24 protein-coding genes and 1 riboswitch are annotated in these 26101 nt (G+C 62.5%); of the genes, 10 read left to right on the top strand and 14 right to left on the bottom strand.

Annotation, left to right across the window (positions count from 1 at the left end):
• The first annotated feature begins 73 nt into the window (after positions 1-73).
• Positions 74-1300: a urate hydroxylase PuuD gene (locus tag AC07O2_RS04700; RefSeq protein ID WP_495074574.1), complete on the top strand. Its 1227-nt coding sequence runs from the start codon at positions 74-76 to the stop codon at positions 1298-1300.
• Between the two features lie 37 nt (positions 1301-1337).
• Here the strand turns inward: AC07O2_RS04700 and AC07O2_RS04695 are convergent, their stop codons facing one another.
• Positions 1338-1709, bottom strand: coding sequence for a nuclear transport factor 2 family protein (locus AC07O2_RS04695; protein WP_495074573.1), 372 nt, complete (start codon positions 1707-1709; stop codon positions 1338-1340).
• A gap of 140 nt (positions 1710-1849) precedes the next feature.
• On the opposite strand from AC07O2_RS04695, the gene folE reads away from it, so the two are divergent.
• Genes folE through AC07O2_RS04680 form a run of 3 tightly spaced genes read left to right on the top strand, consistent with a single transcriptional unit; the run spans position 1850 to position 3921 of the window.
• Positions 1850-2590 (top strand): GTP cyclohydrolase I, encoded by a 741-nt coding sequence (gene folE, locus AC07O2_RS04690; RefSeq protein WP_495074572.1) that lies wholly within the window; start codon positions 1850-1852, stop codon positions 2588-2590.
• Positions 2591-2594: 4 nt separating this feature from the next.
• On the top strand, positions 2595-3017 hold the full coding sequence (locus AC07O2_RS04685; RefSeq protein ID WP_490593039.1) for a BLUF domain-containing protein: 423 nt from the start codon (positions 2595-2597) through the stop codon (positions 3015-3017).
• Between the two features lie 31 nt (positions 3018-3048).
• Positions 3049-3921, top strand: a complete 873-nt coding sequence (locus AC07O2_RS04680; protein WP_495074571.1) for a DUF429 domain-containing protein — start codon at positions 3049-3051, stop codon at positions 3919-3921.
• A 12-nt stretch (positions 3922-3933) separates the two neighbouring features.
• Here the strand turns inward: AC07O2_RS04680 and AC07O2_RS04675 are convergent, their stop codons facing one another.
• From AC07O2_RS04675 to gpmA, 6 genes are all read right to left on the bottom strand, one after another.
• Positions 3934-4764 (bottom strand): MinD/ParA family protein, encoded by an 831-nt coding sequence (locus AC07O2_RS04675; RefSeq protein ID WP_495074570.1) that lies wholly within the window; start codon positions 4762-4764, stop codon positions 3934-3936.
• Between the two features lie 3 nt (positions 4765-4767).
• A complete protein-coding gene (locus AC07O2_RS04670; RefSeq protein WP_495074569.1) occupies positions 4768-5535 on the bottom strand; it encodes a GGDEF domain-containing protein in 768 nt (255 codons plus the stop codon).
• Between the two features lie 94 nt (positions 5536-5629).
• Complete coding sequence (locus tag AC07O2_RS04665) at positions 5630-7318, bottom strand: SulP family inorganic anion transporter (RefSeq protein WP_495074568.1); 1689 nt, start codon at positions 7316-7318, stop codon at positions 5630-5632.
• An 89-nt stretch (positions 7319-7407) separates the two neighbouring features.
• A complete protein-coding gene (locus tag AC07O2_RS04660) occupies positions 7408-8166 on the bottom strand; it encodes a HesA/MoeB/ThiF family protein (protein WP_495074567.1) in 759 nt (252 codons plus the stop codon).
• Positions 8167-8232: 66 nt separating this feature from the next.
• Positions 8233-9669 (bottom strand): S41 family peptidase, encoded by a 1437-nt coding sequence (locus tag AC07O2_RS04655; protein WP_495074566.1) that lies wholly within the window; start codon positions 9667-9669, stop codon positions 8233-8235.
• A gap of 79 nt (positions 9670-9748) precedes the next feature.
• Complete coding sequence (gene gpmA / locus AC07O2_RS04650; RefSeq protein WP_495074565.1) at positions 9749-10495, bottom strand: 2,3-diphosphoglycerate-dependent phosphoglycerate mutase; 747 nt, start codon at positions 10493-10495, stop codon at positions 9749-9751.
• Between the two features lie 110 nt (positions 10496-10605).
• Here gpmA and AC07O2_RS04645 point away from each other — a divergent pair, with 110 nt between their 5' ends.
• The 6 genes from AC07O2_RS04645 (at position 10606) to flhC (ending at position 14031) form a co-directional block, all read left to right on the top strand.
• Positions 10606-11016 (top strand): rhodanese-like domain-containing protein, encoded by a 411-nt coding sequence (locus tag AC07O2_RS04645; RefSeq protein ID WP_495074564.1) that lies wholly within the window; start codon positions 10606-10608, stop codon positions 11014-11016.
• Between the two features lie 46 nt (positions 11017-11062).
• Positions 11063-11323 (top strand): glutaredoxin 3, encoded by a 261-nt coding sequence (gene grxC / locus AC07O2_RS04640; protein ID WP_495074563.1) that lies wholly within the window; start codon positions 11063-11065, stop codon positions 11321-11323.
• A gap of 92 nt (positions 11324-11415) precedes the next feature.
• Positions 11416-11883 carry a protein-export chaperone SecB gene (gene secB / locus AC07O2_RS04635; RefSeq protein ID WP_495074562.1) on the top strand — a complete coding sequence of 156 codons (468 nt, stop codon included), beginning with the start codon at positions 11416-11418 and terminating at the stop codon, positions 11881-11883.
• 21 nt (positions 11884-11904) lie between these two features.
• Complete coding sequence (locus AC07O2_RS04630; RefSeq protein ID WP_495074561.1) at positions 11905-12951, top strand: NAD(P)H-dependent glycerol-3-phosphate dehydrogenase; 1047 nt, start codon at positions 11905-11907, stop codon at positions 12949-12951.
• 197 nt (positions 12952-13148) lie between these two features.
• Entirely contained in the window at positions 13149-13475 is a 327-nt protein-coding gene (flhD, locus tag AC07O2_RS04625; protein WP_490593027.1) for a flagellar transcriptional regulator FlhD, read from the top strand.
• Positions 13476-13485: 10 nt separating this feature from the next.
• The gene (gene flhC / locus AC07O2_RS04620; protein ID WP_490593026.1) at positions 13486-14031 is read left to right on the top strand and encodes a flagellar transcriptional regulator FlhC; all 546 of its coding nucleotides are present in this window, start codon (positions 13486-13488) and stop codon (positions 14029-14031) included.
• 26 nt (positions 14032-14057) lie between these two features.
• Here the strand turns inward: flhC and AC07O2_RS04615 are convergent, their stop codons facing one another.
• From AC07O2_RS04615 to AC07O2_RS04585, 7 genes are all read right to left on the bottom strand, one after another.
• Positions 14058-14537: a 6,7-dimethyl-8-ribityllumazine synthase gene (locus tag AC07O2_RS04615; protein WP_495074560.1), complete on the bottom strand. Its 480-nt coding sequence runs from the start codon at positions 14535-14537 to the stop codon at positions 14058-14060.
• 88 nt (positions 14538-14625) lie between these two features.
• Positions 14626-14780, bottom strand: a riboswitch (FMN riboswitch).
• A gap of 145 nt (positions 14781-14925) precedes the next feature.
• The gene (locus AC07O2_RS04610) at positions 14926-20325 is read right to left on the bottom strand and encodes a diguanylate cyclase (RefSeq protein ID WP_495074559.1); all 5400 of its coding nucleotides are present in this window, start codon (positions 20323-20325) and stop codon (positions 14926-14928) included.
• A 299-nt stretch (positions 20326-20624) separates the two neighbouring features.
• Complete coding sequence (locus AC07O2_RS04605; protein WP_495074558.1) at positions 20625-22061, bottom strand: FGGY-family carbohydrate kinase; 1437 nt, start codon at positions 22059-22061, stop codon at positions 20625-20627.
• Positions 22062-22066: 5 nt separating this feature from the next.
• On the bottom strand, positions 22067-22417 hold the full coding sequence (gene rhaM / locus AC07O2_RS04600; protein ID WP_495074557.1) for an L-rhamnose mutarotase: 351 nt from the start codon (positions 22415-22417) through the stop codon (positions 22067-22069).
• Positions 22414-23382 (bottom strand): ABC transporter permease, encoded by a 969-nt coding sequence (locus AC07O2_RS04595; protein ID WP_495074556.1) that lies wholly within the window; start codon positions 23380-23382, stop codon positions 22414-22416. Before AC07O2_RS04595 ends, rhaM begins: the two co-directional genes overlap by 4 nt.
• Entirely contained in the window at positions 23379-24362 is a 984-nt protein-coding gene (locus tag AC07O2_RS04590; protein ID WP_495074555.1) for an ABC transporter permease, read from the bottom strand. Before AC07O2_RS04590 ends, AC07O2_RS04595 begins: the two co-directional genes overlap by 4 nt.
• Positions 24359-25909 carry a sugar ABC transporter ATP-binding protein gene (locus AC07O2_RS04585; protein WP_495074554.1) on the bottom strand — a complete coding sequence of 517 codons (1551 nt, stop codon included), beginning with the start codon at positions 25907-25909 and terminating at the stop codon, positions 24359-24361. Before AC07O2_RS04585 ends, AC07O2_RS04590 begins: the two co-directional genes overlap by 4 nt.
• Positions 25910-26101 lie beyond the last annotated feature (192 nt).

Below are 26101 nucleotides of genomic sequence, written 5' to 3'. Positions count from 1 at the left end.
CTACAGTGCCCGCAGTGGTAGGCAGAGAAACTACTGGCGCCCCGTGCGGGTGCCGTCAAGCGTGAGAGTGCATATGGAAAGTTATTACCTCGACTGGGCCAACCTGCTGCTGCGCTGGGTCCACGTCATTACCGCCATCGCCTGGATTGGCTCTTCCTTTTACTTTGTGTTTCTCGACAGCAGCCTGACGCCGCCGGTCGATGAAGACCTCAAAAAACAGGGCGTGAGTGGCGAACTGTGGGCCGTGCACGGCGGCGGTTTCTACCACCCGGTGAAGTTCGCCGGGGCGCCGCCGCAGCTGCCCAAACATCTGCACTGGTTTTACTGGGAAAGTTATTCCACCTGGCTGACCGGCTTTTCGCTGTTCACCGTGTCCTATCTGTGGAATGCCAGCACCTACCTGATCGACAAGTCGCTGATGAACTGGTCGCCCGGCGCGGCGATCGGTGTCGCGCTATCGTTCCTGGTGGTGTTTTGGATGTTCTATGACAGCATCTGCCAGCTGTTTGGTAAGCGCAAGCATGGCGACGCCATCGTTGGTGCGCTGGTGGCGGTGTTGGTCTGCGTGGCGGCCTGGTTGGCCTGCCATTGGTTTGCCGGGCGGGCGGCCTTTCTGCTGGTGGGCGCGATGATCGCCACCACCATGAGCGCCAATGTGTTCTTCTGGATCATCCCCGGCCAGCGCACCGTGGTGGCGGCCATCAAGGCCGGCCAGCCGGTGGACCCGATCCACGGTCAGCGCGGTAAGCAACGCAGCGTGCACAACACCTATTTCACGTTGCCGGTGCTGTTTGCCATGCTGAGCAACCACTACAGCTTTACCTACAGCCACCCGCAGAACTGGCTGGTACTGGTGCTGATGATGTTCGCGGGCGCGGCCATCCGCCAGTTCTTCGTGATGCGCCACGGCTATCTGCTGGGCCGCAACCGCCATCCCATAGCGTATGCCCTGGTCGGCCTGGCGGTGATCGTGGGGGCGATTGCGTGGATGCGGCCTGCACCCGTGGATGCTATAAGTTCCGTAGCTGCTCCCGCAGGTAATACAAGCGCTGTAGCCACATTTCCTTATGAAAAGATACAGCCCTTGCTGGCGCAGCGCTGCTATATGTGCCACGGCCCCCAGGTGCAGATGAAGAATGTGCGTCTGGACTCACCGGCCGCCCTGCAGCAGCACGCACAGGCGGTGTACCAACAGGCGGTGGTGACGAAAATCATGCCGATGAACAACGCCACCGGCATCACCGATGCCGAGCGCGCAATGATTAAACAGTGGTTCGAATCGGGCGCCTCAACCCAGTAGTTCAGTACAGCAATCGGTGGAGGAGCTGGCTGCCAGCTTATTCCACCGGCGTGTAGTGCAGGTGCATGACTTGCCAGTCCTGCGCCTGCTTGCGCCAGAGTTCGCTGAAGTACACGCTACCCAGACGTTCTTCGTCGATCAGCGTATGGCTTTGGCCGGATACCACGACGAATTCCCCATGGTTTTGCAGCGACAGGCTGGCGTCCTGCTTGCAGGCATTGCTGGGAAACCAACGGTCAGCCTGCACCGCACGGGAGATACCGTGCAATTGTTCCCATTTGGATTGCACTCCGGACGCATGCACTACGCAGAAGGAGTCGGCCTCCACACTGGCCATGAAGTCGGTGTCTCCTGCAAAGAAGGCCGCGTACCAGTTTTCACGTGTGTTGAGTAGGTCGATGTTGTCCATAGTTTCTTTTTGTGGGAGCCAGCGTTTCGAAAAAGGGGCTGATTATGCTGTGCTCGCAGCAGGCCCCGATGGGGCGACTTTGAAAAGGGCTTTGCAGTGCCTTCGCGCGGCGCTATTGCCTGCCCTGCTACCATTCTTGTATGTTAATGAAAACACCCGATGCTATGAATCCCACTGCGCTGGCTGATGCCCGAGACGGGGAAGGCACACCTGTATCCGTGAAAATTCGCGAACGGCTGAAGGCCGCGCGCAAGCGTTTCAACGCCAACGACAATATTTCCGAGTTCATCCAGCCGGGTGAGTTGGACGCCTTGCTGGATGAGGTCACCGTGCAAATGCAGGGTGTGCTGAATAGCATGGTGATCGATACCGAACACGACCACAATACCGAGAACACCGCCCGCCGTGTGGCCAAGATGTACCTGAAAGAGGTATTCAAGGGTCGTTATGTGGCGGCCCCCACCATCACCGAATTCCCTAACGCCGAGCATTTAAACGAGCTGATGATCGTCGGCCCGATCACCGTGCGCAGCGCCTGCTCGCACCATCTGTGCCCAGTCATGGGCCAGATCTGGATCGGAGTGCTGCCCAACGAGCACACCAATGTGATCGGTTTGTCGAAATATGCGCGCCTGGCCGAGTGGATCATGGGCCGCCCCCAGATCCAGGAAGAAGCCGTGGTGCAACTGGCCGACCTGATCCAGGAGAAGACCCAGCCGGACGGCCTGGCCATCGTGATGGAGGCCAGCCATTTCTGTATGGGCTGGCGCGGCGTGAAAGATGTGGACAGTAAGATGATCAACTCGGTCATGCGCGGTGCTTTCCTGAAGGACTCCAGTCTGCGCCGTGAATTCCTGTCTCTCCTCCCCAGAAAGGGCTAACACCATGCTTGTACGCTTGCTCTACGCCAGCCGCGCCCTGGATACCAGCCCTGCTGCGATTGAGGCCATCCTTGCGCAGTCGCGTCAATACAACCCGACCTGCGGCATCACCGGCATTCTTTGCTATGGCGGCGGTATCTTCCTGCAGGCCATTGAAGGCGGGCGTATGCCGGTCAATGAGCTGTACGGCCATATCCAGCGCGATGCACGCCATAAAGACGTGGCGCTGCTGCATTTTGAAGAGATTTCCGAGCGCCGCTTTGGTGGCTGGACCATGGGCCAGGTGAATATCCAGCGGCTGAACCAGTCCATTCTCTTGAAATACGCAGAAAAGCCAGAGCTGGACCCGTATTCCGTGTCGGGCAAAGTCTCGTTGGCCCTGCTGGAAGAGCTGATGGCCACCGCATCGATTGTGGGCCGCGTCTAGACGTCTTCTAGTACTTGCTGCAGCTTAGGGCATGGGCTCTCCTGCGCTGCTGGGCTGTGACTTTTCCAGTAGTCCGACCCGGCATAAAAATATTGTGCTGGCCTGGGGCCACCATGCAGATGGATGCGTGGTGTTGACCCGGCTGGAGCGTTTGTCTTCCCTGTCTGATTTTGCTGCCGTACTGGCCCAGCCCCAGGCCTGGGTCGGTGCATTCGATCTACCCTTTGGCCTGCCCCGCGAGCTGGTTGAAACCCTGGGTTGGCCGCTGCGCTGGCTGGACTGCATACGCCATTTTTCCGGCCTGGACCGGGCCCAGGTCCGGTCGCAGTTTGCGGCTTTTTGCGATGCCCGCCCGGCAGGCGGTAAGTTCGCCCACCGCGGCTGTGATTTTGCGGCTGGCTCCAGTCCGTCAATGAAGTGGGTGAACCCACCGGTTGCCTATATGTTGCATGCGGGCGTTCCCTTGTTGCTGGATGCCGGGGTGGATTTCCCAGGTCTGTATTCTGGTGACCCCCGACGCGCGGCCTTGGAGGCCTACCCCGGTTTGCTGGCGCGCCGGGTGCTGGACGGCTGGCAGCCGGGTGCCCTTGGCGTTGGACGGCGCAGTTATAAAAGCGATGACAAAGCCAAGCAAACGCCAGAGCGTCTGCAGGCGCGCCAAGACCTGGTACAGGCTCTGGAATCGGGGCAGGGCACCCATGGTGCGGTAGGACTGGGGTTGCGTTTGGGTATCAATGCCGACCAGCGCAAAAGCCTGGTGGACGATGCCAGTGGCGATGCCCTGGATGCCGTGCTGTGCATGCTGCAGGCCGGGTGGGCCGCTGAGCAGCATGCAGCAGGTGTTGCCCGCTACGGCTTGCCCATTGACATGGACCCGCTGGAGGGGTGGATCATCACGGCCTGAGACGCTGTGCGCTCAAGCCTTGCTGAATTCCGTGGGGCTGATCACCGTTTCATCGAGCTTGCGTGCCAATTCGGACATCGCCAGCGCAGCGGGGCAACCCGGCGTGTTGACCAGCAGCAGCTGGCGTCGCATCACGGCTTCACGCACCGCCAGGTCGGCGGGAATGTCGCCTACGTGGATCAGGCGTACCGAGCGCCCGGTGCCGGTGGTTACAAAGCGGTCCAGCACCTGCTGCAGCTGGGTGGTGATGGCTCGGCCATCGCCGGCACGCGCCGTCTGGTTGATGATCATGCGCACATGCTGGCGCTTTTGCTGGGTGGCCAGCACCTTGATGGCTGCATATGCGTCGGTAAGCGACGTGGGTTCTGGAGTGGCCACCACCAGTACTTCGGACGCCAGGGAGACCGAGAACAGCACCACATCCGAGATGCCTGCGCCGGTGTCCAGCAGCAGCACGTCATAACGCGGCACCAGGCTGCGCACTACCTGCAGGAATTCGTCGCGGACCTCTGGTGTCAGGCGTGAATACTCCACCATGCCGGAGCCGGCCAGCAGTACCGAGAAGCCGCCTGGTGCCTTGATGATGGCCTCGTCCAGCGTCGCCTTGCCCGTAAACACGTCATGCAGCGTGATCTTGGGGTGCAGGTTCAGCACCACATCCAGATTGGCCAAGCCCAGGTCCGCATCCAGCACCAGCACGCGGTGGCCGCGCTTGGCCAATGCCGCAGCCAGATTGGCCGAGACAAAGGTTTTCCCTACACCGCCTTTTCCACTGGTGATGGCCAATACCTTGGCGCCGGCGCCTGCCGGAGTGGTCGAGGTTGTTGTATTGTTGTTACTCACGGCTTACCTTTGTGTAGCGCCATCAGAGGTGGCGCTAGACGACATTTCAACCCATGCCGGCTCGATGGCAGACAGGTGACCAAACAACAGATTTTTTTCTTCCGCGCTGACATTGCTTTCCGGTGGGGGCTCCAGGCATAGGCGGTTACGCCCGGTAGTTTTGGCTAAATAAAGTTGCTGGTCCGCCCGCTCCGTCCAGAGTTCGCTGGTAGACCGTATCCATTGCAGTGCAAATGCGCCACCGATGCTGATCGTAACCTTCAGATCGAGTCCGGGGGAGATTGGTATCACGGTATTTTCCACAGCCCTGCGTATGCGTTCGGCCACTACGTGGCCAAAGCTTGGCTGGCAGGACGGCAATATCACCACGAACTCTTCACCGCCAAAGCGTGCCAGTGTGTCCATGGGGCGCACGCAGGTCTGCAAGGTTTTGGCAATCACCCGCAGGACTTCGTCGCCGGCGGCGTGGCCATAGGTATCGTTCACCTTTTTGAAATGGTCAATGTCGATCATCAACAGCAGAGCTTCTTCGCCTGAGCGTGCCACACGGTCTACCTCGGAAGCCAGCACGGCATTGAAGTGGCGGCGGTTGGACAGGCCTGTGAGCGGGTCGCGCAGGGATAGATCGCACAAGCTGTCCAGGATATTTTGCAGGTACGCTGTAGGGTCGGCCACATCGGGTGCAGGCAGCTCTATCTGGAGCAGGGCGCAGGCCGGCTCCAGATGCAAACCGTGCAAATCGATGGAAAGTGAGGTTGCCGGTGCAGACACAAAAGTACCAATCAGTAGTGCAGAAAGTTTAACAGTAAGGTCATAAAAAGCGGTACTTGTGCAATGCAGCCCTTGATTGCTGTGCTACCCGGTGTCAGATCACGAAGTCTTGCAGCTCCTTTTGCAAAGCGATGAGCGCATCCTGGTCGGTGCGGTGTAGTTGTAACAGCTCCGGTGTGGATGTTACAGGGGGGAGCTCTCCGGCACGACGTAAAACTTGTTCGACCGGTAATTTCATTCCGCTTATGTGCAAGGTGATGCCTCGTTGCGCCAGGGTTTGGCGCAGCTTGCCAAAGGTTTCCACGCCTGTAGCATCGATGCGGTTGATGGGTTGTGCAAACAGGCAGACCTGGCGTGTTCCGGGATGTTGCGCCAGGTGTTCCATCAGCGTGCGCTCCAACGCACTGGCGGACGCGAAGTCGAGCTCGGCATCCATGCGCAGCGCATAGGTATCAGGTGCCAGCATCGGCAACTGCCACAAGTGGCGATCCCGCAGGCTGCCATCCGGGTGCAGCCCGATCTCGATGATGCGAGGGTGCAGCCGGTGGTACAGAAAATGGGACAAGCCTATCAGCAGCCCGGCCAGCACACCCCAGTACAGCCGGGGCGCGGTTGCCAGGGTCAGCACAAAGGTGGTGGCGCAGGTCAGGGCTTCCACCGGTGCTGCGCGCCAAATGCGGCGCAGTTCGGCCGGCTGCAGCAGGCTGGACACGGCGGCCACCACCACGGCTGCCAACACGGCCTGGGGCACGTGGTAGAGCAAGGGTGTCAGCCACAACAGCACCAGCAGCACCAGCAGTACCGAAAAAATCGTTGCCCAGCCGGTCTTGGCGCCGGCATAGAGGTTGATGGCCGAGCGCGAAAACGAGGAGCTGGTGGGAAACGCACCGCACAGGCCCGATGCGATTTTGGCCATACCCTGGCCGATCAAATCCTGGTTCTCGTTCCAGCGCTTGCCGCTGCGCTGGCTGTCCACCTTGGCGCTAGAGGCGGTTTCCAGAAAACTTATCAACGTCAGCACCAGAGTAGGGAGGGCCAGACTGCCCAGCTCGGACCAGCCCAGCATGGCGGGCCATTGCAAGGAGGGCAGGCCTGCGGGCAGGTGGCCAACGACCGCGCCGCCATGGTCGGCAAAACCCAGCTGGGCACTCAGCGCAGCACTGGCGACGACCAGCAGCATCAAGGTGGGAAACTTGGGCAGCCAGCGCTTGCCCATGGCTAGTACTGCCCAGGCACCGAGGCCAAAGGCTGCAGCCTGCAGGTCCATCGTGGGCTGTTGCAACAAGCTGGGCAGAGAGCCGTGCAGGCCCAACAACGCAGGCAATTGAGACAGCAGAATCAGCACGGCTGCAGCCTGGGTGAAACCTGTCAAGACCGGTGCGCTGACCAGGTTCAGCAGCCAACCAAAGCGTCCCAGACCTAGCAATACTTGCAGAAGGCCGCATAGCAGAGCCAGCCAGACGGCCAATTTCACCCATTGGGCGCTGCCCGGCTCGGCCATGCCTAGCAGCGCGCTGCCCACCAGCAGTGCACTCAGGGCCGTAGGACCTACGGATAAGCGGGTCGATGAACTCCACAGCACGGCAACCAAAGCCGGCAGCATGGAGGCGTAAATTCCGGTGACCAGCGGCATACCTGCCAGCGCGGCATAGGCGACGCCCTGGGGGATGAGCATCATGCCTACGGTCAAGCCCGCCCAGAGTTCGCCCACCAGCGTGCTGCGATCAGGTCGGGGCCAGGCCAGGAAGGGAAACCAGCGCTGTAGTCGTGCCGCAGTATTCATTGGCAATGTGGGGCGAAGATGTGGAACTTTTTTAGCGCTCTCCGCATATATTGCCTGGGCTTCTAGCTATGAAAATAGGAGTATACGGGTCAGGATGTATGCCGCTGACCGCAGACGCTGCAGCCTGGGTCACGGGGAATGCGAATTTCATTCCAGGCCATGCTGCGGGCATCCAGCATTTGCAGCCGACCAGCCAGGGAGCTGCCTGCGCCGCTCAGCAGTTTGATGGCCTCGGTGGCCTGCATGGCACCAATGATGCCGACCAGTGGTGCCAGCACACCCATGACTGCGCACCGGGTTTCCTCGAAATCCTCGCTGGGTGGGAAGACACAAGCATAGCAAGGCGATAGCGGCGAGCGTGGGTCGAATACGCTGATTTGTCCGTCCATGCGGATGGCGGCGCCTGACACCAGTGGTTTGCCGTGGCGCACGCAGGCGGCGTTGATGGCGTGCCGGGTGGCAAAGTTGTCGCAGCAGTCCACCACCACATCCGCATCCGCCACCAGGCGGTCCAGCAGCTCGGCATTGGCACGGGCCTGGATGGCGTTGATCTGGATTTCAGGATTGATGGCTTCCATGGACTGGCGGGCCGAGTCCACCTTGGCGCTGCCGACACGCTCGAGCGTATGGGCGATTTGCCGCTGCAGATTGGTCAGGTCTACCGTGTCGTGGTCCACCAGACTGATCTGGCCTACGCCCGCAGTCGCCAGGTAGAGGGCAACGGGTGAGCCCAGTCCGCCCGCGCCAATCACCAGCGCCCGGGACGCCAGCAGGCGCTCCTGGCCTTCAATCCCGATGTCGTCCAGCAGGATGTGGCGTGAATAGCGTAGAAGTTGCTCGTCGTTCATGCGGCAATTGTCGTGGACAAAGAAAAATGCCCCGTAAGCCGGGGCATTGTGTGGGGGTAAAGGCGCTTAATTCTCTTTTTTCTCTTCTGCGCGTTCTGTTTGTGTCTTGCTGACCAGCACTGGCCGGCCTTTCAGCTGATTGATGGCCTGGATCAGCTGGAAGTCCTTGTCGCTGCCGAACTCGGGAGCTGGCTTGCGCTCAGGAATCGGCTTGAGTGCCTCGGCTTCCAGTCGCTTGCGGGCTTCCTCGCGGGCTTTTTCACGGGCTTCGTCTTTCTTCTCTTCACCTTGGCCGCTGTTCAGGTGCTTGTCCAAATCGGCTTCGCGCATGCGCAGGGCCGCGTAGGGGCTGCCTTCTTCGGAGTCGTCCACCATTACGTCCGGCACGATGCCTTTGGCCTGGATGGATTTGCCGCTAGGCGTGTAGTAGCGCGCGGTAGTCAGCTTCAGGCCGGTGTCTGGTCCCAGGGGGCGCACGGTTTGCACCGAGCCTTTGCCAAAGGTCTGGCTGCCCATCAGGGTGCCACGCTTGTAGTCCTGCAGGGCGCCGGCCACGATTTCGCTGGCCGAAGCCGAGCCTTCGTTTACCAGCACCACCAGCGGCACGGTTTTCAGGGCTGCGGGCAGGTGGGCGAGGGGGTCGGCGCCACGGCGCTGGTAAAACTCGGGCGAGGCCTTGTAGGTGAACTTGCTGTCTGCCAACTGGCCGTTGGTGGACACCACCGTCACGTTTTCAGGCAGGAAGGCGGCAGACACGGCGACCGCGGCATCCAGCAGGCCACCGGGGTCGTTGCGCAAATCCAGTACCAGGCCCTTGAGCTTGGGTTCCTGTTTGTAGATGTCTTCGATCTTGCGGGCGAAGTCTTCTACCGTACGGTCTTGGAACTGGCTTAGGCGGATCCAGGCATAGCCGGGCTCGACCACCTTGGCACGTACCGATTGGGTGCGGATTTCTTCGCGGGTGATGGTGACCGGGAAGCTGCGGTTTTCATCCTTGCGGAAGATCGTCAAGCTGACCTTGGTATTGGGCTCACCGCGCATGCGCTTGACGGCTTCGTTCAATGCCAGGCCTTTGACCGCCGTGTCGTCGATCTTGGTGATCAGGTCATTGGGCTTCAGGCCGGCACGGAAGGCCGGGGAGCCTTCGATGGGTGAAACCACCTTGACCAAGCCGTCTTCCTGGGTGATTTCGATGCCCACACCGACAAAGCGGCCGGTTGTGCCTTCGCGGAATTCCTTGAAAGACTTTTTGTCAAAGTACTGCGAATGGGGGTCCAGGCTGGCAACCATGCCGGAGATGGCATCGCTGATCAGCTTTTTCTCGTCCACCGGCTCCACATAGTCTGTTTTGACCATGCCGAAGACCGCAGCCAGTTGTTGCAGCTCTTCCAGCGGCAGTGGCGCCATCGCGCCCCGCGCAACAGTTTGCAGCGAGACCGTGGTTAAGGCCCCGGCGATAGCACCGGCGGCAACCCAGCCGGTAATTTTGAGTTTCTGGCCCATAAGCATCTTTCAAGTCGCTGTCAATATACACGTTGATATCCGTTTGTACGGATACGTTCCATGTAAACCTTTTTGAAGCCTATTTCTTTTGGCCTTGGGCCGCAACGGCAGCCGCTGCCTTGGCTGCGGCTTCGGCATCGCCCAGGTAGTAGTGGCGAATGGGTTTCAGGTCGGCGTCCAGTTCGTACACCAGGGGGATGCCGTTGGGGATGTTCAGGCCCACGATATCGTCGTCGGAGATGTTGTCCAGGTACTTGATCAGCGCACGGATGGAGTTGCCATGCGCGGCCAGTACCACGCGTTTGCCCGCCTTGATGGCTGGGGCCATGGATTCATTCCAGAAGGGTAGCACGCGGGCGACCGTATCTTTCAGGCACTCGGTCAGCGGGATTTGCTCAGGTGACTGCTTGGCGTAGCGGATGTCGCCGCGCTCGCTGCGTGGATCGGTGGCTTCCAGGGCCGGTGGCGGCGTGTCGTAGCTGCGGCGCCAGACCAGCACCTGGTCATCGCCGTACTGCTTGGCGGTTTCGGCCTTGTTCAGGCCTTGCAGCGCGCCGTAGTGGCGTTCGTTCAGGCGCCAGCTGTGCACCACGGGTAGCCAGGTGCGGTCCATCTGGTCCAGGCAGTGCCACAGGGTGTGGGTGGCGCGCTTGAGCACGCTGGTGTAGGCCACGTCGAACTCGTAGCCATCGGCCTTTAGCAGGCGGCCGGATTGCTTGGCTTGCTCGATGCCGGTTTCGGTCAGGGGCACATCGGTCCAGCCCGTGAAGCGGTTTTCAAGATTCCAGGTGGATTCGCCGTGGCGGATCAGAACGAGTTTGTACATGTGGCGTGTAGGCAGGTTGTATTTAAATAGCGTCCCAAGCGATCGCTACCCCGCCATTCTAAAATCGCCGGTTCGGGCAAGTCCCGGTTAACCCCAAATAAAGGTGCAAAGTGAAGTTTTTACTGGATAACTGGATGTTGATAGCGGTGGCGGCGGCCTCCGGTGCGGGCTTGTTGTGGCCGGTCCTGGCCAATGGCGCCAAAGCTGGAACCCTGACGGCCAACGGTGCTGTGCAGCGCATCAACCGCGAAAAAGCCGTGGTGGTGGACGTGAGCGAAGCCGAAGAGTTCGCTGCCGGCCATGTGGGCGGTGCCAAGAACGTTCCTTTGGCCCAGCTGGAAGACAAGCTCACCAGCACGGTGAAGAACAAGAGCCTGCCCTTGATCCTGGTATGCGCCACAGGCGCGCGTGCCAACCGCGCCTTGGCTGTGGCCAAAAAGCTGGGCTACGAGCAGGCCGAAGTGCTCAGCGGCGGCCTGAAGGCCTGGAAAGAAGCCAATCTGCCGATTGAAAAGTCCTGATACGGCCTTAAATAAAGTTTTATGTTTTTGCCGAAAGTAACTGCCCATGCAAGTTGTGAAGATGTACACCACCGCTGTTTGCCCGTATTGCATACGCGCCAAGCAAATCCTCAAGAGCAAGGGCGTGGAATCCATTGACGAGATCCGCATAGACCAATTGCCGGACGCGCGGGCGACCATGATGGAAATTACCGGTCGGCGCACCGTGCCACAAATCTTCATCGGTGATACCCATGTGGGTGGTTGCGATGATCTGGTAGCGCTGGATGGCCGAGGTGGTTTGCTGCCCTTGCTGAACGCTGCGTGAACCGTCATCCCGATCGGCAATAATCCGTCTGCTTTTTAGCCCGCCGAGCTGTTTTGGCGGGCTTTGTTTTTGATTCGAATTGAAAGAATTACATGTCCGAGCAACAAGATCCCGTATTCCAAATCCAGCGCGTGTACCTGAAAGAGGCTTCGCTGGAGCAGCCCAATTCCCCCGGCATCCTGCTGGATCCTGCCCAGCCTTCGGTGGAAATCCAACTCGGTGTGGAAGCCAACCCTGTGGCCGACGGCATTTTTGAAGTGGCTGTGACCGCCACCGTACAAACCAAGATTGCTGAAAAAACCGTGTTCCTGGTGGAAGCCAAGCAAGCCGGTATTTTTGAAATCCGCAATATGTCGCAAGAGCAGATGGGCCCGATCATCGGTATTGCCTGCCCGCAAATCGTCTACCCCTACCTGCGCGGCAACGTGGCCGACCTGGTGCAGCGCGCGGGCTTCCCGCAAGTGCATCTGGCGGAAATCAATTTCCAGGCTATGTACGAACAGCAGCAAGCCAACGCCGCTGCTGCGTCGGCCGAGGCACCTACTGCCACGCTGCAGTAAAACCAGCGTTCCCAGCCTGCCATGAAAATTGTCGTGCTGGGCGCGGGTGCGTGGGGTACGGCGCTGGCCATCAGCGCCGCCCAAAACCCGTCTGCGCACCACGCCGTCACGCTGTGGGCGCGCGATCCGCAACAGGCGACGGCCATGCAGGCCGATCGCTGCAATGCCCGGTATCTGCCGGGCATTCGCTTTCCGGATGCGTTGCAACTCTGCTCCTCCACCGTAGAAGACCTGGCCAGCCTGCTTGCCGGGCACGACCTGGTGATCGTCGGCACGCCCATGTCGGGCCTGCGTTCCATGCTGGGCTTGGTGGCCGCGTGCGCTGCGCCGGTCGCCTGGCTGTGCAAGGGTTTCGAGCCACCGGGTTCTAAGTCTTTTGGGCTGCTAGCGCACGAAATACGTGCGCAGGTAGCTACTGAATTAATAGCAAAAAATCCGCAATGGCAGGACGCCGGCTACGGCGTTTTGAGCGGCCCCAGCTTTGCCCAGGAAGTGGCGCGGGGCCAGCCCACGGCGCTGGTGGCTGCCAGTCACCAGGTCCATGTGCGCGACGCCCTGGTGGCGGCCTTCCATAGCCCGGCGCTGCGCGTGTACGCCAGCGACGATGTGGCCGGTGTGGAGGTGGGCGGCGCGGTGAAGAACGTGCTGGCGATCGCCACCGGCCTGTGTGATGGCCTGCACCTGGGCCTGAATGCGCGGGCCGCCCTGGTCACACGGGGCCTGGCCGAAATGACACGCTTGGGCTTGGCCTTGGGAGCCAAGGCCGAGACCTTTATGGGTTTGTCCGGCCTGGGCGATCTGGTACTCACCGCTACAGGTGACCTTAGCCGCAACCGCCAAGTGGGTTTGCTGTTGGCCCAGGGCCACAGTCTGGAGCAGGCAGTGGCTTCTTTGGGCCATGTGGCCGAGGGCGTGTACAGCGCCCGCACGGTGCTGCAGCGCGCCCGGGCCCTGGGTGTGGACATGCCCATTACCGAGGGCGTGGTGGCCTTGCTGGACGGACGTATGCGCCCGGCTGACGTGGTCTCCGCTCTGATGGGGCGGGACCCGGTCGCGGAACTGCCCTGAGCCGGCTGACAAGCGTGTAAGAAAAAACCTTACACGCGCCCTTGAAAGCCTGACATGCGGGATGGCTCTACCCCGACTTAATTTTTGATTGGGGGGTATTCACAATCCATTTCAACGGATCGGGAAGAAGCAATTTGCGACAAGCAATATGCGGCCTGAACTGGGCTTGAACGGGGTCAGCCCCAAAGGACATCACCATGAACAGCGAACAGATCATTGCCGAAATCCGCGAGGCCAATCTGACGTACCTCATGCTGGCGCAAAGCCTGATTCGGCAGGACAAGGCCGAGGCCTTGTTCCGCTTGGGCATCAATGAAGAAGCCGCCGACATCCTCGGCGCATTGTCGGCAGCACAAATTTTGAAACTGGCGTCGGGCAATATGCTGCTGTGCCACTTCCGCGTGGAAGACAGCCTGGTGTGGAGCTTGTTGACCAACCACGACATCAAGAAGGTGGGCAACTCGGCCACCAACATCTTGCACGCCAACATCCTGATGGCTGGCCGCGTGGCCGAAGTCCTGTAAGGAGCGCACCATGGCAACCAAACCCGTCAAGAGCGTGCTGCAGGATTCCCAGCAAATTGAACGTGCCGCGATGCTGATCCGCATGGGCGCACGCATGCAAGTGCTGGAGTCGGAGACCGACCTGTCCTACGAGCGCCTGCTGCGCCTGTACAAGGAAGTGTCGGGCAAGTCGCCAAGCAAAGGCCAATTGCCGTTCTCCACCGACTGGTTTTTGTCGTGGCAAGAAAACATCCATTCGTCGCTGTTTCTCAACATCTACGAATATTTGTCCAAGAGCGTGGACCTGGACTCGATCGACACGTTGACCAAGGCCTACCGCCTGTACAGCGAGCAGATCCTGGCCGCCGAGATCGACCCGCTGCTGTCCTTTACCCGCGCCTGGCGCCTGGTGAAGTTTGTCGATGCGAACATGCTGAACATGACGCAGTGCAGCGGTTGCGGCGGCAAGTTCGTTACCGAGCTATACGAGAACCCCCGCCAGTATGTGTGCGGCCTGTGCAGCCCACCGGCACGCGCCGGCAAGTGCAAGGGTGAACGCACACTGATGCTGCATTAAGGCAACAGGCCCTTAGCAGCTGCTTCTTACTTCGTCAGCGCGTCCAGTTGGCGCAGGCTGGTCACCGTGCGCAGGCAGGCCTGGGCCACTTCCATACCCTTGTGTACGAAGTGGTCGCTGAAGAACTGCTGGTGTTCGGCACCGGCATGGAAGTGGTGCGGTGTCAGCACGGCAGAGAACACTGGCACACCGGTTTCCAACTGCACCGACATCAGGCCCTGGATCACCGCAGTGGCCACGAATTCATGGCGGTAAATACCGCCGTCCACCACCAGCGCACCGGCCACGATGGCATCGAACTGGCCAGACTGGGCCAGCTTCTTGGCGTGCAGCGGAATCTCGAAAGCACCGGGCAGTTCAATCACGGTAATGGATTCACGGGCAACGCCGTGGCGGGCCATTTCAGCCAGAAAGCCGTCGCGCGCCTGGTTGACGATGTCGGCGTGCCAGGTGGCTTGAACGAAGGCAACGCGGATGTTGCCGGAGAATTTTGCGGTCGTGGTCATAGGGCTTCAACACATTAAAAGTTTCCAAACCCAGGACGCACGCGCACCCGCCCAGCCAAGCGCCGCGCACGGCACAAGGCTGCAAGGGACGCGTTCTCTTGCATCCGGACTATGACCGTCGGCTTCGGAATCAAACCGAAATCTGCTGACCCTGCGGATGTTTGCCATCTGCAGGCGCTCGCGGGCTTGTGCATTGCTGCCATTACCGCCGGTGGGGAATTTCACCCCGCCCTGAGAACGCTGCTGCGCACCAACAAGTGCGCACCCTGTAAGTGTAAATGCAGATGCATATACCTTTCCCGCATCTGGATATATGAAAAACAAGGCTGTAGCGCTGGTAGTAGCTGCGCAAGAAGCTATCAAAAAGAGAGCGCTGGCGGCAGGCTTGTCACACCGTGCTGGGCAGGTCGGCGCAGCTGATGCGGTTGCGCCCCGCGTGTTTGGACTGGTACAGGCCGGTGTCGGCACGGGCCAGCAGGCTGTCCAGCGTGTCTTCGGGCTGCAGAGTGGCCACGCCGAAGCTGGCTGTGACGGTCAGGCTTGCGCCGTGGGCCAGGGCCAGGGCCATGGGCAGGGTGGCCAGAGCTACGCGCAAGCGCTCGGCCAGGGCCACGGCGTTCTGTGGATCGGTGTTGGGCATGAGGATGGCGAATTCTTCGCCACCCAGCCGGCCCACCACATCCTGTTGACGCACCAGGTTGCGGCAGGTGGTGCCCAGTCCGCGTAGCACCTGGTCGCCCACGGCATGGCCGTGGCGGTCGTTGATTTGCTTGAAGTGGTCCACGTCCAGCATCACTATGGACAGCGGGTGTTCGTAGCGGCGGGCTCGGGCCAGCTCGGCCTCGGTGCATTCCATGAAGTGGCTGCGGCTGGCCATGCCGGTCAGGCTGTCGGTGGAGGCAATTTGGCGCAGGGTGGTTTCCATGGACTTGCGCTCGGTGATGTCGATCACGGTCGATAGCACGCAGGCGTGGCCATCGTAGGTAATGGGCACCATGGACACCAGGGCCCAGACCTCTGGGTTCTCGGGCGAGCCCAGGCAGACTTCAAAGTCGCGCAGCGCACCATCGCGCTGGTACTGGGCCAGCATCCGCACGCGGTCTTCAGGGTTGCGGTACAGGCTGTAAGGCGCATGACCCATCAGGGCGTCTGCCGGCATGCCGGCCAGCTCGGCCGCGCGCTCGTTGACATAGACAAATACGTTGTCCGACAGGCGGGTTACCGTCATGGGTAGCGGGGCATTGCGCAGAATGCTCAGGGTGCGGGCCTCGCTCTCGCGTAGCGCACGGGTGCGCTCGGCTACGCGTTGCTCCAGCGTGTCGGCCAGGCCACGCAGCTCGGCCACAAGGCGGGCGTTGTCGATGGCGTTGACCACATTGCCCGAGAGCAGCTCCAGAAACTGTATGCGCTCTGGCGAGAAGGCACCGCTGACTGCAGCATTTTCCAGATACAGCGCACCCATGGTCTTACCCTGGCGCAGCAGTGGCATGCATAGCACCGAGTGCGCTAGGTGGCTGCTGAAATACGGCAGGCGTTGCCAGGCCGGGGTACTACTGGCGTCGTGCACCACCACGGGCTGGCCGGTGCTGAGTACGGTGCGCAATATTTCCAGGGGCAGGCGGTGGCCGGCGTCTTCCAGTGCCAGGTCTTCCAGCACGCTGGCGCTGTCGGCGGCACTGCTGTCGGTTTGCAGCTGCCAGCGGCGGTGGTCGCCGAGCACGATGGCGGCGCGGCTGGCGCCGGCATTTTCACGCAGCACATGGACCAGGCGCGTGAGCAGTTCGTCCAGGGCGCTTTCAGCGGTGATGGCTTGTACGCTTTTCATCAGCGTGGACAGGTCCAGCGCGCTGGCGGGCACCGCCAGCACGGTATCGGTGGCATCGTGCACCGGTGGGGCGATGGGTGCCGGCTGTGGGTGGGCTCGGTCCAGTTGCTCTACCAGGGCATGTGCGCCCCAACGTAAAAATATGGCGCGCGCCTCGGCCCGGGCGGCCTGGGCCTGCAGCGATTGGCCGGCGCGGGCCAGGGCCCGGCTGTGGTAACTGTGGACCAGGCCCAGCAGGAACAGGTTGTGGAGCTGCTGCGCCGCTTGCAGGGCGGCTTGGAATTCGGCCTCCTGGGCGGGTAGGCCCGCATCTTCAGGCTGCAGATGGGCTTGCAGCAGATGCTGCAGCGGCCGCACATCGGTGCAGGTCTGCGCCCACAGGCTGAGCCGGGCTAGTGCTGCCTGGCAGCGCGCGGACGTGGCTTCGTCGGCTGCAGCGCAGTCCAGGGCGGCCATGGCGCTGAAGAAGACGCAGAACGGCACCACCACCATGCCGCGCCCGGCGGGGAACAGCTTTTGGGCCGCGTCGCCAGCGGCCAGCGCGGCTTCGGGTTGGCCGGCCAGCGCATGCAGCATGCAGCGCCAGGCCTGTAGGAACATGGTGCCGGTCTGGTCGGCGCGCGCGGTGTAAGTCTGCTCCAGCTGCTGGGCGGAAAACTGCGGTGTTTCCAGCGGCTGCTCTGCGAAGCGGGGCTGGTGCAGAGCCTGCAGGGTGGCGCGCAGCGCGGCCAGGTAGTCGTGCGCTACCGGCTGGCGGATGCGGCGCAGCGTGGCGGCATGCTGTTCCTGCTCGGTGCTCAGGTCGGCCAGTGGCATGCCGGACAGGAAGGCGTGGTAGTCGTGCACATACATGGACAGGCCCGCATGGCGCAGGCTGCCGGTTTCCAGTCCGTCTCGGTGCACCTCCATCAGGGCCGGCAGGCCGCTGGAAATGCCCTCTATCCAATGGCGCAAAAAGGAGTTGAAGGAGAAGCCCGCATGCGCATGCACGTGGCGCCAGCCGTGCTGCTCCAGCAGCTCCATGGAGACGCGGCCCAACTGGTAGCCAAAGCGGTAGTCCTGCAGAAATTCAGCCACCATCAGGCCCATGACCGAATAGGCCGACATTGCGCCGGGTGCATGGCCGTGGGCCACCATCAGGCGCACCTGCAGCACAGTCAGCAGCGGCAGCAGCGCGGGCCGGGCGATGTAGGCGGCGGCGGTCATCTTGGCGATCACGCTGAGTTGTTGCAGGTACAGCGGCTCGGTCATGGCGGGGCGGGCGGCCAGGCCCTCGAAGCCCAGGGCCTGGATGGTGTCGCGCATGGCGGCCACCAGCGCCATGGCTTCTGCTGGTGTGGCGGCCGCGGGTGGCTCGGTACCCAGCAGGCGTAGCACGGCCAGGCCCAGCTCCAGGGTTTCGTCCAGCCGGCCGGAGGCGTAAAAGGATTCGATGCGTACGTCCAGCAGGCTGGCGTGGTCGCTGGGCGCCGTGGTGTGCGCCAGGCCGGCGCTGATCCAGCGGTCCATGGCCTCGCTGTCGCCCTTCAGCGCGGCCATGCGGGCGGCGTGCACATGCAGGGCCAGGGTGGCGACCGGGTCTTGCTGCCAATGTGCGTCGCCATACAGCGCAATGGCCTGGGCGGCATAGTCGGCGGCCAGGTCGAAGGAGGCGGCGTCGCGAGCCAGGTGGCTAGCGCGGGCATTGAAGCCTGCCAGCTGCAGGCGCTCGGCGGCGTTGTGCAGCAGGGCCTGGCCCTGGTTGAGATGGTTGACGACGGCAAAGTCGGGTTGCTGGCGCTGGCTGCCGTCACGCAGCAGGCGGCCTATGCGCAGGTGCAGCGCAGGGCGCTGGTCGGCACTGGTCAGCAGATAAGCGGCTTCCTGCACCCGGTCATGCACGAAGGACAGCTCTACATGCACGCCCTGGCTCTCGTGGGCTTGCAGCATGCTGATCCATTTGTAGCGCGCGTCCTGCGGCACCAGCAGCCCGGCATGCAAGGCCGGAGCCAGGGCGCGCAGCACGGCGTGTTCGTTGCTTTCGCAGGCCTGGCTCAGCGTGTTTAGCGCAAACCGGCTGCCCAGGCAGGCGGCGGTGGTCAGCAGGGTGCCCGTGTCGGGTGGCAGGCGGCGCAATTGCTCCAGCATCAGTCCGACCACGTTGTCGGCAATGCGTTCGCCCTGGATGTGTTCTTCGGACCAGCGCCAGCAGGGGCCGCTGCGGTCCAGCCAGATGAGGCGGCGGCGGTACAGGTCTTCCAGGAAGCGCGCCAGGAAGAACGGGTTGCCCCCAGTTTTGGCCATGCACAGGCTGGCCAGTGCCTGTACTTGCGCCACGGGCTGGTGCAGGCTGTCGGCCAGCAACTGGGCAACGTCATCCACCTGCAGCGGGCCCACGGCCAGGGCGGTATGGCGGCCGCCGTTGTCGGCCAGGGCGGCCAGGTCTTGCAGTAGCGGGTGGCCGGCGGGCACTTCGTCGGCGCGGTAGGCGCCTATCAGCAGCAGGTGCTGCAGGCCTTCGTCCAGCGCCAGCTCACGCAGCAGGCGGCGGGACACGCGGTCGGCCCACTGCAGGTCGTCAATGAACACCACCAGAGGGGCATCGGCGCGGGACAGGGCGGCAAAGCACAGCTGCATGCTGCGCAGAAAGCGGTTTTCTGCCTCGGTGGGGCCCAGCGGTACCGGGGGCAGCAGATCATCGCCCAGCAGCAGGCCTAGCTCCGGCAGGGCTGCGTGGGCGACAGCTGTGTTTGGGCCCAATTGCTGCAGCAGGGCGTTGCGCCACAGGCTTTGCTCCGCCGCTGGCAGGGCCAGCACCTGGCGCACGCGCTGCTCCAGCGCTTGCAGAAAGGCCGCGCAGGGCGTGTGCTGGCTGAACTGGTTGAATTTGCCGCTGACCATATGGCCACGGTGGCCCAGCAGGCTGCGCTGTACCTCGTGCACCAGGGCGGTCTTGCCTATGCCGGACACACCGGCGACGGTAATCGCCTGGGCACTGCCGCTGGCCGCTGCTTCGAAGGCAGCCAGCATGCGCTGTACGTCTTGCGTGCGACCATACAGCCGACCGGAAACCTGGAAGCGCTCGGATAAATCGCCCTGCGCCAGCACCAGGGCGTCGCGCAAGTGTGGGGTCTGCAGGTGCTGCAATATGTGTTGCAGGTCGCGTCGCAGCACCGGGTGGCTTTGGAAGCGGGCCTCGGGTTCCTTTGCCAGCAGACGTTCCAGCAGGGCGGCCAATACCGGGGGCGCGTCGGGCCGCAACGACAGCAACGGGGGCAGGGTGCGCGCCAGGTGGGCGTGCACAGCCTCTACTGGGTCGGCGGTGTGGCCAAACGGCGGGGTGCCGGTGAGCAGCTCGAACAGCGTGGCACCCAGAGCGTAGAAGTCGGCGCGGTAGTCCAGGTCGCGGTTCATGCGGCCGGTCTGCTCGGGCGCCATGTAGGCCAGCGTGCCCTCCAGCTCGCGCAGGTTCGCGGTTTGGGTGCGTTCCACCGACATGTCGGCGGCAATGCCGAAGTCGATCAGCTTTACCGTGGCTTGGCCGGGTGCGCTGCCCAGCCTGGCGATGATGTTGCCCGGGCCTATGTCCTTGTGCAGTATGTCGCGCACGTGGATGGCCTCCAGCGCGTCCACTACCGCCAGGGCGATGTGCAGCGCGTCTGCCACCGGCAGAGTGCCTTGCTGCAGCAGGCTGCGCAGGGAGACGGCGTTGTCATCGGCCATGGCGAGAAAGAGCATGCCGCCATGGCTGTCCAACGTTTCGGCGCTGACCACATGCGGGTGCGTGACACGGCGCGACAGCTCGAATTCACGGCGAAAGCGGGCCACGTCGCCTGGCTCCAGCCGGGCCTGGCGCAAAAACTTGACAACCTTGGGCTGGCCAGCCTGCAGACAGCGCAGTACCAGGGAACGCCGGCCTTGGTACACCGTTTCCAGCACGGTGTAGCTACCGAAGCTGGCACCCGGCTGGGCGAAGGCGGGCATGGGCTGATCGTCAGGAGCGCCGTCTGAGGTGGTGTTCTGAAGCGAATGGGCGGGCATGCAAGGCGTGGTCATCGCTTTACATGATAGTGGTTCGCAAAGTGCCTGACATTACGCCAGAGGGGCTAATTTTCTATAAATAAACGAGGTTTTGCGCAGTTTTTATCTGCCTGGGTAGTTACTTATTTGATAGCGCAAGTGACGTGCTGTTTGTGCTGAAGTGTTGTGTGTTTGGCAATTTGTATGAAACCGGCCTCTGGCGCAGATAAATCCTGCGCTAGCAGCTATGAAAACCATAGTGATCAGTGCAGGGCGTTCAGCCAGGCTGTGTGGTAGCCCTGCAGTTCGTCCAGCGCATTCGGCGCATTCAGCGCGTATCGGGGCGCGGCTTGCAGGCTGTGCGCCGTGGCAGGCGCGGGCCAGCGGCTCAGCATCCAGGCGCCGCGTGCCGTGCCTTCCATGGCATCGGTGCTGGCCTGGCACTGGTGGCCGGGCAACAAGGCCTGCAGCAGGCCCAGGTACAGAGGGTTGTGCGCCAGCGGGCCTTCCACGACCACGGTGGCAGTGGCGCTGGCCGGGCGCAGCTGCAACACCAGCCAGACGGTGATTTGGGCACAGTACAGGGCCGCCAGGGCCGAACGTTGGCTTGGGGGCAGCACTTGCAAGGCGATAGTCTTGCCGCCCCGCAGTACTTGCCCTGCGCGGTGCATGAACGGGCCGCCCTGCGGCGCAAAGCTGGGCAGGGCAACGGTGTGGCTGTGCAGCAACTGCTGCACGTCATCCAGCGTGCCCAGGTCGGGCGGCGCGCCGTCCAGGATGGCGGCAAATTCGCGGCCGCCCATGAAGCGGGCGGTGGGCGTAGCCTGGCCCAGCACGTTGACGTTGCACAGCATGTCGCATTCCGCGCGTAGCGTGGCCGTGGGGGCGTCGGGTGCCATCAGTACCGTCCAGGTGCCGGACGACACCACGGTCAGGTCCTGCGTGCTGGATAGGTAGCGCGCCAGGCAGGCATTGCTGTCATGCACACCTGCGTGGACCTCGCAGGCCAGGGGCAAGCCCAATGCCTCAGCCAGGGCCGGGCGCACCGTGCCCAATACCTGCCAGGCCGGGGCCAGCGGGGCGAACAGTGCCGCCCAGCCCTGCGATTGGGCCAGGGCGGAATAGCCCTGCTTGTCGGGTATCCACAGCTGGGTGTGGCAGCCCAGGGACGATACCTCGCTGGCGGCCACGCCGCTGAGCCACCAGGCCCAATACTGCGGGTAGGGCAGCAGGGTGCGGGTACGGGCCCAGGCGTCCGGATGGGTGTGTTGCAGCCAGTAGAGCTGGCGGGCCGCGTTCAGGCCCATGGGCAGGTCGGGCGACAGCGTGGCCTCGAAGGCATCGCGCTGGCTTTGGTAGGCCTGGTGTAGCGGGCTGGTCTGGCCCGCGTAGCCGTCGAATTCATAGTCCAGTGCGGGCCAGGCCAGGCCGCTGTCGTCCAGTGCGACAAACGCTGCGCCGTGGGTGCAGGGAATCACGCGTGCGCAGCGCCGGGTCAGTGGTGACGCGGCCAGGGTGGAGCACATCCAGTCGGTCAGGCCGCCGATGTCCAGCGCGGTATAGCCCAGAGCCGTCATTACCGGCGCGTTCTTGCGGCCGTGTTGCTCCAGCACTTCGCCGCTGTCGTTGACCAGCAGCAGTTTGGCGTGGCTCTTGCCTATGTCTATGACCAGGGTCAGGTCCAGAGTCGTGTCCTGCATGGGCATCAGTCCAGGTGGAACATGCAGGGCAGGGGCTCGGCCACTGGCGAACCGTCAGGGTTGGCGCGCATCAGGTCGGCCATGTACGCCCACCAGCGCTGCATGACCGGGTGCTGGGGCAGGGCGTCCGTGGTGTGGCCGGCCTTGCGGCGCAGCACGGCGAATAGCACATGGTGTTCCTCATCGAGATAGATGCTGTAGTCGCTCACGCCCGCTGTTTTCAGCAGGTCCACCAGCTCGGGCCAGATCTCGTCGTGGCGCTTTTTGTATTCCGCCACGCAGCCCGGGTGCAGAAACATGCGGAAGGCATATTTTTCACCGCTAATTTCAACGCTTATGCCAGCAGCCTCCGTCATGCCAACAGCCTCCGGCCGGGGCGCTTGAACATGCGCGGCAAGACCATGGAGACGATCAGCAGCGCGCCAATCACCATGCTCATCACAATGCCTGTCACGTTCGCCATGCCCATGGCAAAGGTGAACAGGCCCAGCAGCAGCACGGCCAGCATGGTGCCCACGATGCTGCCGCGCCCGCCTTCAATTGCCACGCCGCCCAGGATCACCATGGTGATGGCGTCCAGCTCCCAGCCCATGGCGATGTTGGGGCGGGTGCTGCCGATGCGGCCGGTCAGCATGATGGCTGCCAGCGCCGCCATCAGGCCGGCAAACACAAACAGGCCCATGCGGTATCGGTCGGCCGCAATACCCGAGAAGCGGGCTGCCACCGGATTCGCGCCCACGGCATACAACCGACGGCCCAGCACGGTGCGGTGTAGCACCACGCCTACCGCCACGGCGCACAGCAGCAGGATGGCGAATTCAATCGGCAGCACCAGCCAGCGCACGCCAATCAGCTCGCCCACATAAGCGTTGCCCAGGGTGGAGAAGGCCTCGGGGTAGCCAGAGATAGCCTTGTCACCCAGTGCCACCAGGGCTAGGCCGCGGTACAGGGACAAGGTGCCAATCGTCACCACGATGGAGGGCAGCTTGTAGCGCGTCACCAGCCAGCCGTTCAGCCCGCCGGCAACGGCACCGGTGGCAAATGCCGCCAGTGTGATGCCCAGCGGACCGGCACCCGCCCGCATGGAAAAGCCCATGGCTAGCGAACAAAGCGCCAGCGTGGCGGCGATGGACAGGTCAATTTCGCCTGTGATGATGAGCAAGGCCAGGGCCAGTGCCAGAATGCCTTTTTCGCTGAAATTGAAGGTGCTGTCGGCCAGCGCGTCGGGCGACATAAAGCCCGGTTGTGTGACGCCAAACACCACCAACAGCAGCACCAGCAGGGCCAGCAGCACCCGTTCCCATGTGTTCCAGGCCTTCATACCAGACTCCCTTTACGTTCCAGAATTTGGCGCCCAGCGCGCCGCTCGGCACGGGCATTCACCGCCACCGAAACCAAGATCACCGCCCCCGCAATCGCCTGCTGCCAGAAGGGCGACACCTGTATCACCGGCAAGGCACCGTTAACCACGCCGATGAACAGCACGCCCAGCGCAGCACCCAGCACGCTGCCCACACCGCCGCCAATGCTCACGCCGCCGATCACGCAGGCCGCCACCACGGTCAGCTCATAGCCTGCGGCCAGCTCGGTATAGGCAATCGAATAGCGCCCCACCCACAGCAACCCGGACAGCCCGGCCAGCATGCCGGACAGGGTGTAAACCATCATCAGCCGCTTGTTGGCCGAGATGCCCACATAGGCCGCCGCATGCGGGTTGCCGCCCAGGGCGTATATCTCGCGGCCTTCACGCCGCAGTTTCAAAAACACGGCGCTGGCGGCCAGCACGGCCAGCGCAAACCACACCAGTGCGGGCAGGCCCAGCCAGACCTCGCGTGGCAGGCCCTTGATGGCGGGGTGGATGTCCTGGTCGGAAATCCAGGCGCCCTTGCTGGCCACAAAGATGGCGCCGCGGTAGGCCGACAGTGTGCCCAGCGTTACCACGATGGGTGGCAGTGCAAAGCGGGTAATCAGCCAGCCGTTGACGCTGCCCAGCAGCGCACCTACTACCAGCGACACCAATATCAGCAGCACGATGGGCGCCTCGGGCCAGGCCCGGCCCAGCAGCGCGCAGACCATGCCGGTCAGCGCCAGGTTGGATGCGACCGACAGGTCGATGCCGCGGGTTAGCAGCACCAGCATTTGGCCCATGACCAGGATGCTCAGGATGGCCGAGTCGTTGGCGATATCTAGGCCGTTGCGCCAGCTGAGGAACACGGGAGCCCGCGCACCTACGGCCAGGGCAATCACTACGATGATGGCCAGGAGCAGCCATTCCCTGCGAATCACGTTAAATTTTTTCATGCTGCAAATGCCTCTCGCAATACCGGGGTGGGCCGCGCCGCAGGCGACGGGCTGCTGGCCGCAGTGGCGCCGGATGCCGCCGCCACAATGGCTTCCGCATGCGCGTCAGCACGGGCAAATTCGGCCACCTGCACGCCACGGCGCATGACGATGGTGCGGTGGGCCAGGTTCATCACCTCGGGCAGCTCGCTGGACACCAGAATCACTGCCAGGCCTTGTTCCACCATTTCCGCGATCAACTGGTACACGGCCTGCTTGGCACCCACGTCGATGCCCTTGGTGGGTTCGTCCAGGATCACGATGCGCGGCTCCAGGCCCAGCCATTTGGCGATCACCACCTTTTGCTGGTTGCCGCCGGACAGGCCGGACAGTAGGGTGTCGGGTGAGTGGGTCTTGATGCGCAGGCGCTCGATCATGCGTTGGCACAGTGCTGATTCGCGCACTTGCGACAACCAGGGCCCGCGTGCAAAGCGGCTCAGGCCCGCCAGGCTGATGTTGTGCTGCACCGAAAAGCTCAGAATGCCACCCTGGCGCTGGCGCTCTTCGGGCACATAGGCGATGCCGGCGTTGATGGCATCCGCCGGGTCTTTGGGTGAAAAAGGCTGTCCACTCACCGTGAATGTGCCGTGGGCTGCGGGGTTAAGCCCCATCAGCGCCATCATGGATTCGCTGCGACCGGAGCCGACCAGGCCATAAAAGCCCAGGATTTCGCCTTTGCGCAGCGTGAAGTTCAGTTTGTCAAATTCGGTAGGGTGGGACAGGTCTTGCACCGTCAGCACTACATCGCCCGGCACCGAGGTGATGGCGGGGTAGATCTGGTCGATGGCGCGGCCGGCCATCAGCTTCACCAGGTCTTGCTCGGTGGCCTCGGCAATGCGGCCGCTGCCCACGGTGGTGCCGTCGCGCAGCACCACATACTGGTCGGCCACGGCAAATATTTCGTCGAACTTGTGGGTGATGAAGATTACACCCACGCCTTGGGAACGCAGCTTGCGCACGATGCCGTAGAAGTCGCGGATTTCTTGCTGAGACAAGGCCGCTGTGGGCTCGTCCAGAATCACGACCTGGGCTTTTTGCGACAGGGCACGGGCGATCTCCACTAGGTGCCGCTCGGCCAGGCTCAGGTCTTTCACCATGGTGCTGGCCTGGAAGCGCGCACCGATTTGCTCCAGCACCTGCTGGGCCTGGATGTTCATGCTCTTCCAGTCGATGAAAGGGCCACGCATCAGGTGGCGGCCCACGTAAATGTTTTCGGCCACGCTGAGTTCTTCGAACATTACCGTCTCCTGGTGCACGGCCAGAATGCCGGCGGCCTGCGAGGCCTGGGCGTTGGCAAACTTGTGTGCCACGCCGCGCAAGGAGATGCTGCCTTCATCCACCGGAATCACGCCGGTAAGCAGCTTGACCAAAGTGGACTTGCCGGCGCCGTTTTCGCCCACCAGGGCCAGCACTTCTCCGGCCTGCAAATCCAGGTCCACGCCGCGCAGCGCATGGGTAGCGCCAAAGCGTTTGTGGATGCCGCGCAGGCTAAGCAATACGTCACTCATTTAGAAATCCAGCTTTGCATAAAAAAGGGGCACCCACCCTGACAGAGATGCCCCACGAACTTGTCGGTTCACCGACACCCAATCAGTCACCCCGCGACTCCACCAGAAACCCCGTGGATCCGGCTCTGCCGGGCCACTGGGGTTGCCCCCTGCATGTCATATCGGTTTTCCAAACCGATATGAGGGGGGTTG

The sequence above is a fragment of the Rhodoferax sp. GW821-FHT10B06 genome, from assembly GCF_059415605.1.
Note: the sequence above shows the minus strand (reverse complement) of the source record. Positions and strands in the feature narration are given on the sequence as shown.

Bases quoted from the DNA above. Each gene is read 5' to 3' on its own strand.
- AC07O2_RS04665 (WP_495074568.1), bottom strand. From the start codon at position 7,318: ATGAATACTGCGGCACGACTACAGCGCTGGTTTCCCTTCCTGGCCTGG.
- gpmA (WP_495074565.1), bottom strand. From the start codon at position 10,495: ATGTACAAACTCGTTCTGATCCGCCACGGCGAATCCACCTGGAATCTT.
- AC07O2_RS04595 (WP_495074556.1), bottom strand. From the start codon at position 23,382: ATGAAGGCCTGGAACACATGGGAACGGGTGCTGCTGGCCCTGCTGGTG.
- AC07O2_RS04610 (WP_495074559.1), bottom strand. From the start codon at position 20,325: ATGCCCGCCTTCGCCCAGCCGGGTGCCAGCTTCGGTAGCTACACCGTG.
- AC07O2_RS04630 (WP_495074561.1), top strand. From the start codon at position 11,905: ATGAAAATTGTCGTGCTGGGCGCGGGTGCGTGGGGTACGGCGCTGGCC.
- AC07O2_RS04590 (WP_495074555.1), bottom strand. From the start codon at position 24,362: ATGAAAAAATTTAACGTGATTCGCAGGGAATGGCTGCTCCTGGCCATC.
- AC07O2_RS04585 (WP_495074554.1), bottom strand. From the start codon at position 25,909: ATGAGTGACGTATTGCTTAGCCTGCGCGGCATCCACAAACGCTTTGGC.
- AC07O2_RS04700 (WP_495074574.1), top strand. From the start codon at position 74: ATGGAAAGTTATTACCTCGACTGGGCCAACCTGCTGCTGCGCTGGGTC.
- AC07O2_RS04615 (WP_495074560.1), bottom strand. From the start codon at position 14,537: ATGACCACGACCGCAAAATTCTCCGGCAACATCCGCGTTGCCTTCGTT.
- AC07O2_RS04660 (WP_495074567.1), bottom strand. From the start codon at position 8,166: ATGAACGACGAGCAACTTCTACGCTATTCACGCCACATCCTGCTGGAC.
- AC07O2_RS04605 (WP_495074558.1), bottom strand. From the start codon at position 22,061: ATGCAGGACACGACTCTGGACCTGACCCTGGTCATAGACATAGGCAAG.
- AC07O2_RS04680 (WP_495074571.1), top strand. From the start codon at position 3,049: ATGGGCTCTCCTGCGCTGCTGGGCTGTGACTTTTCCAGTAGTCCGACC.
- flhD (WP_490593027.1), top strand. From the start codon at position 13,149: ATGAACAGCGAACAGATCATTGCCGAAATCCGCGAGGCCAATCTGACG.
- secB (WP_495074562.1), top strand. From the start codon at position 11,416: ATGTCCGAGCAACAAGATCCCGTATTCCAAATCCAGCGCGTGTACCTG.
- grxC (WP_495074563.1), top strand. From the start codon at position 11,063: ATGCAAGTTGTGAAGATGTACACCACCGCTGTTTGCCCGTATTGCATA.
- AC07O2_RS04685 (WP_490593039.1), top strand. From the start codon at position 2,595: ATGCTTGTACGCTTGCTCTACGCCAGCCGCGCCCTGGATACCAGCCCT.
- AC07O2_RS04655 (WP_495074566.1), bottom strand. From the start codon at position 9,669: ATGGGCCAGAAACTCAAAATTACCGGCTGGGTTGCCGCCGGTGCTATC.
- folE (WP_495074572.1), top strand. From the start codon at position 1,850: ATGTTAATGAAAACACCCGATGCTATGAATCCCACTGCGCTGGCTGAT.
- AC07O2_RS04695 (WP_495074573.1), bottom strand. From the start codon at position 1,709: ATGGACAACATCGACCTACTCAACACACGTGAAAACTGGTACGCGGCC.
- rhaM (WP_495074557.1), bottom strand. From the start codon at position 22,417: ATGACGGAGGCTGCTGGCATAAGCGTTGAAATTAGCGGTGAAAAATAT.
- flhC (WP_490593026.1), top strand. From the start codon at position 13,486: ATGGCAACCAAACCCGTCAAGAGCGTGCTGCAGGATTCCCAGCAAATT.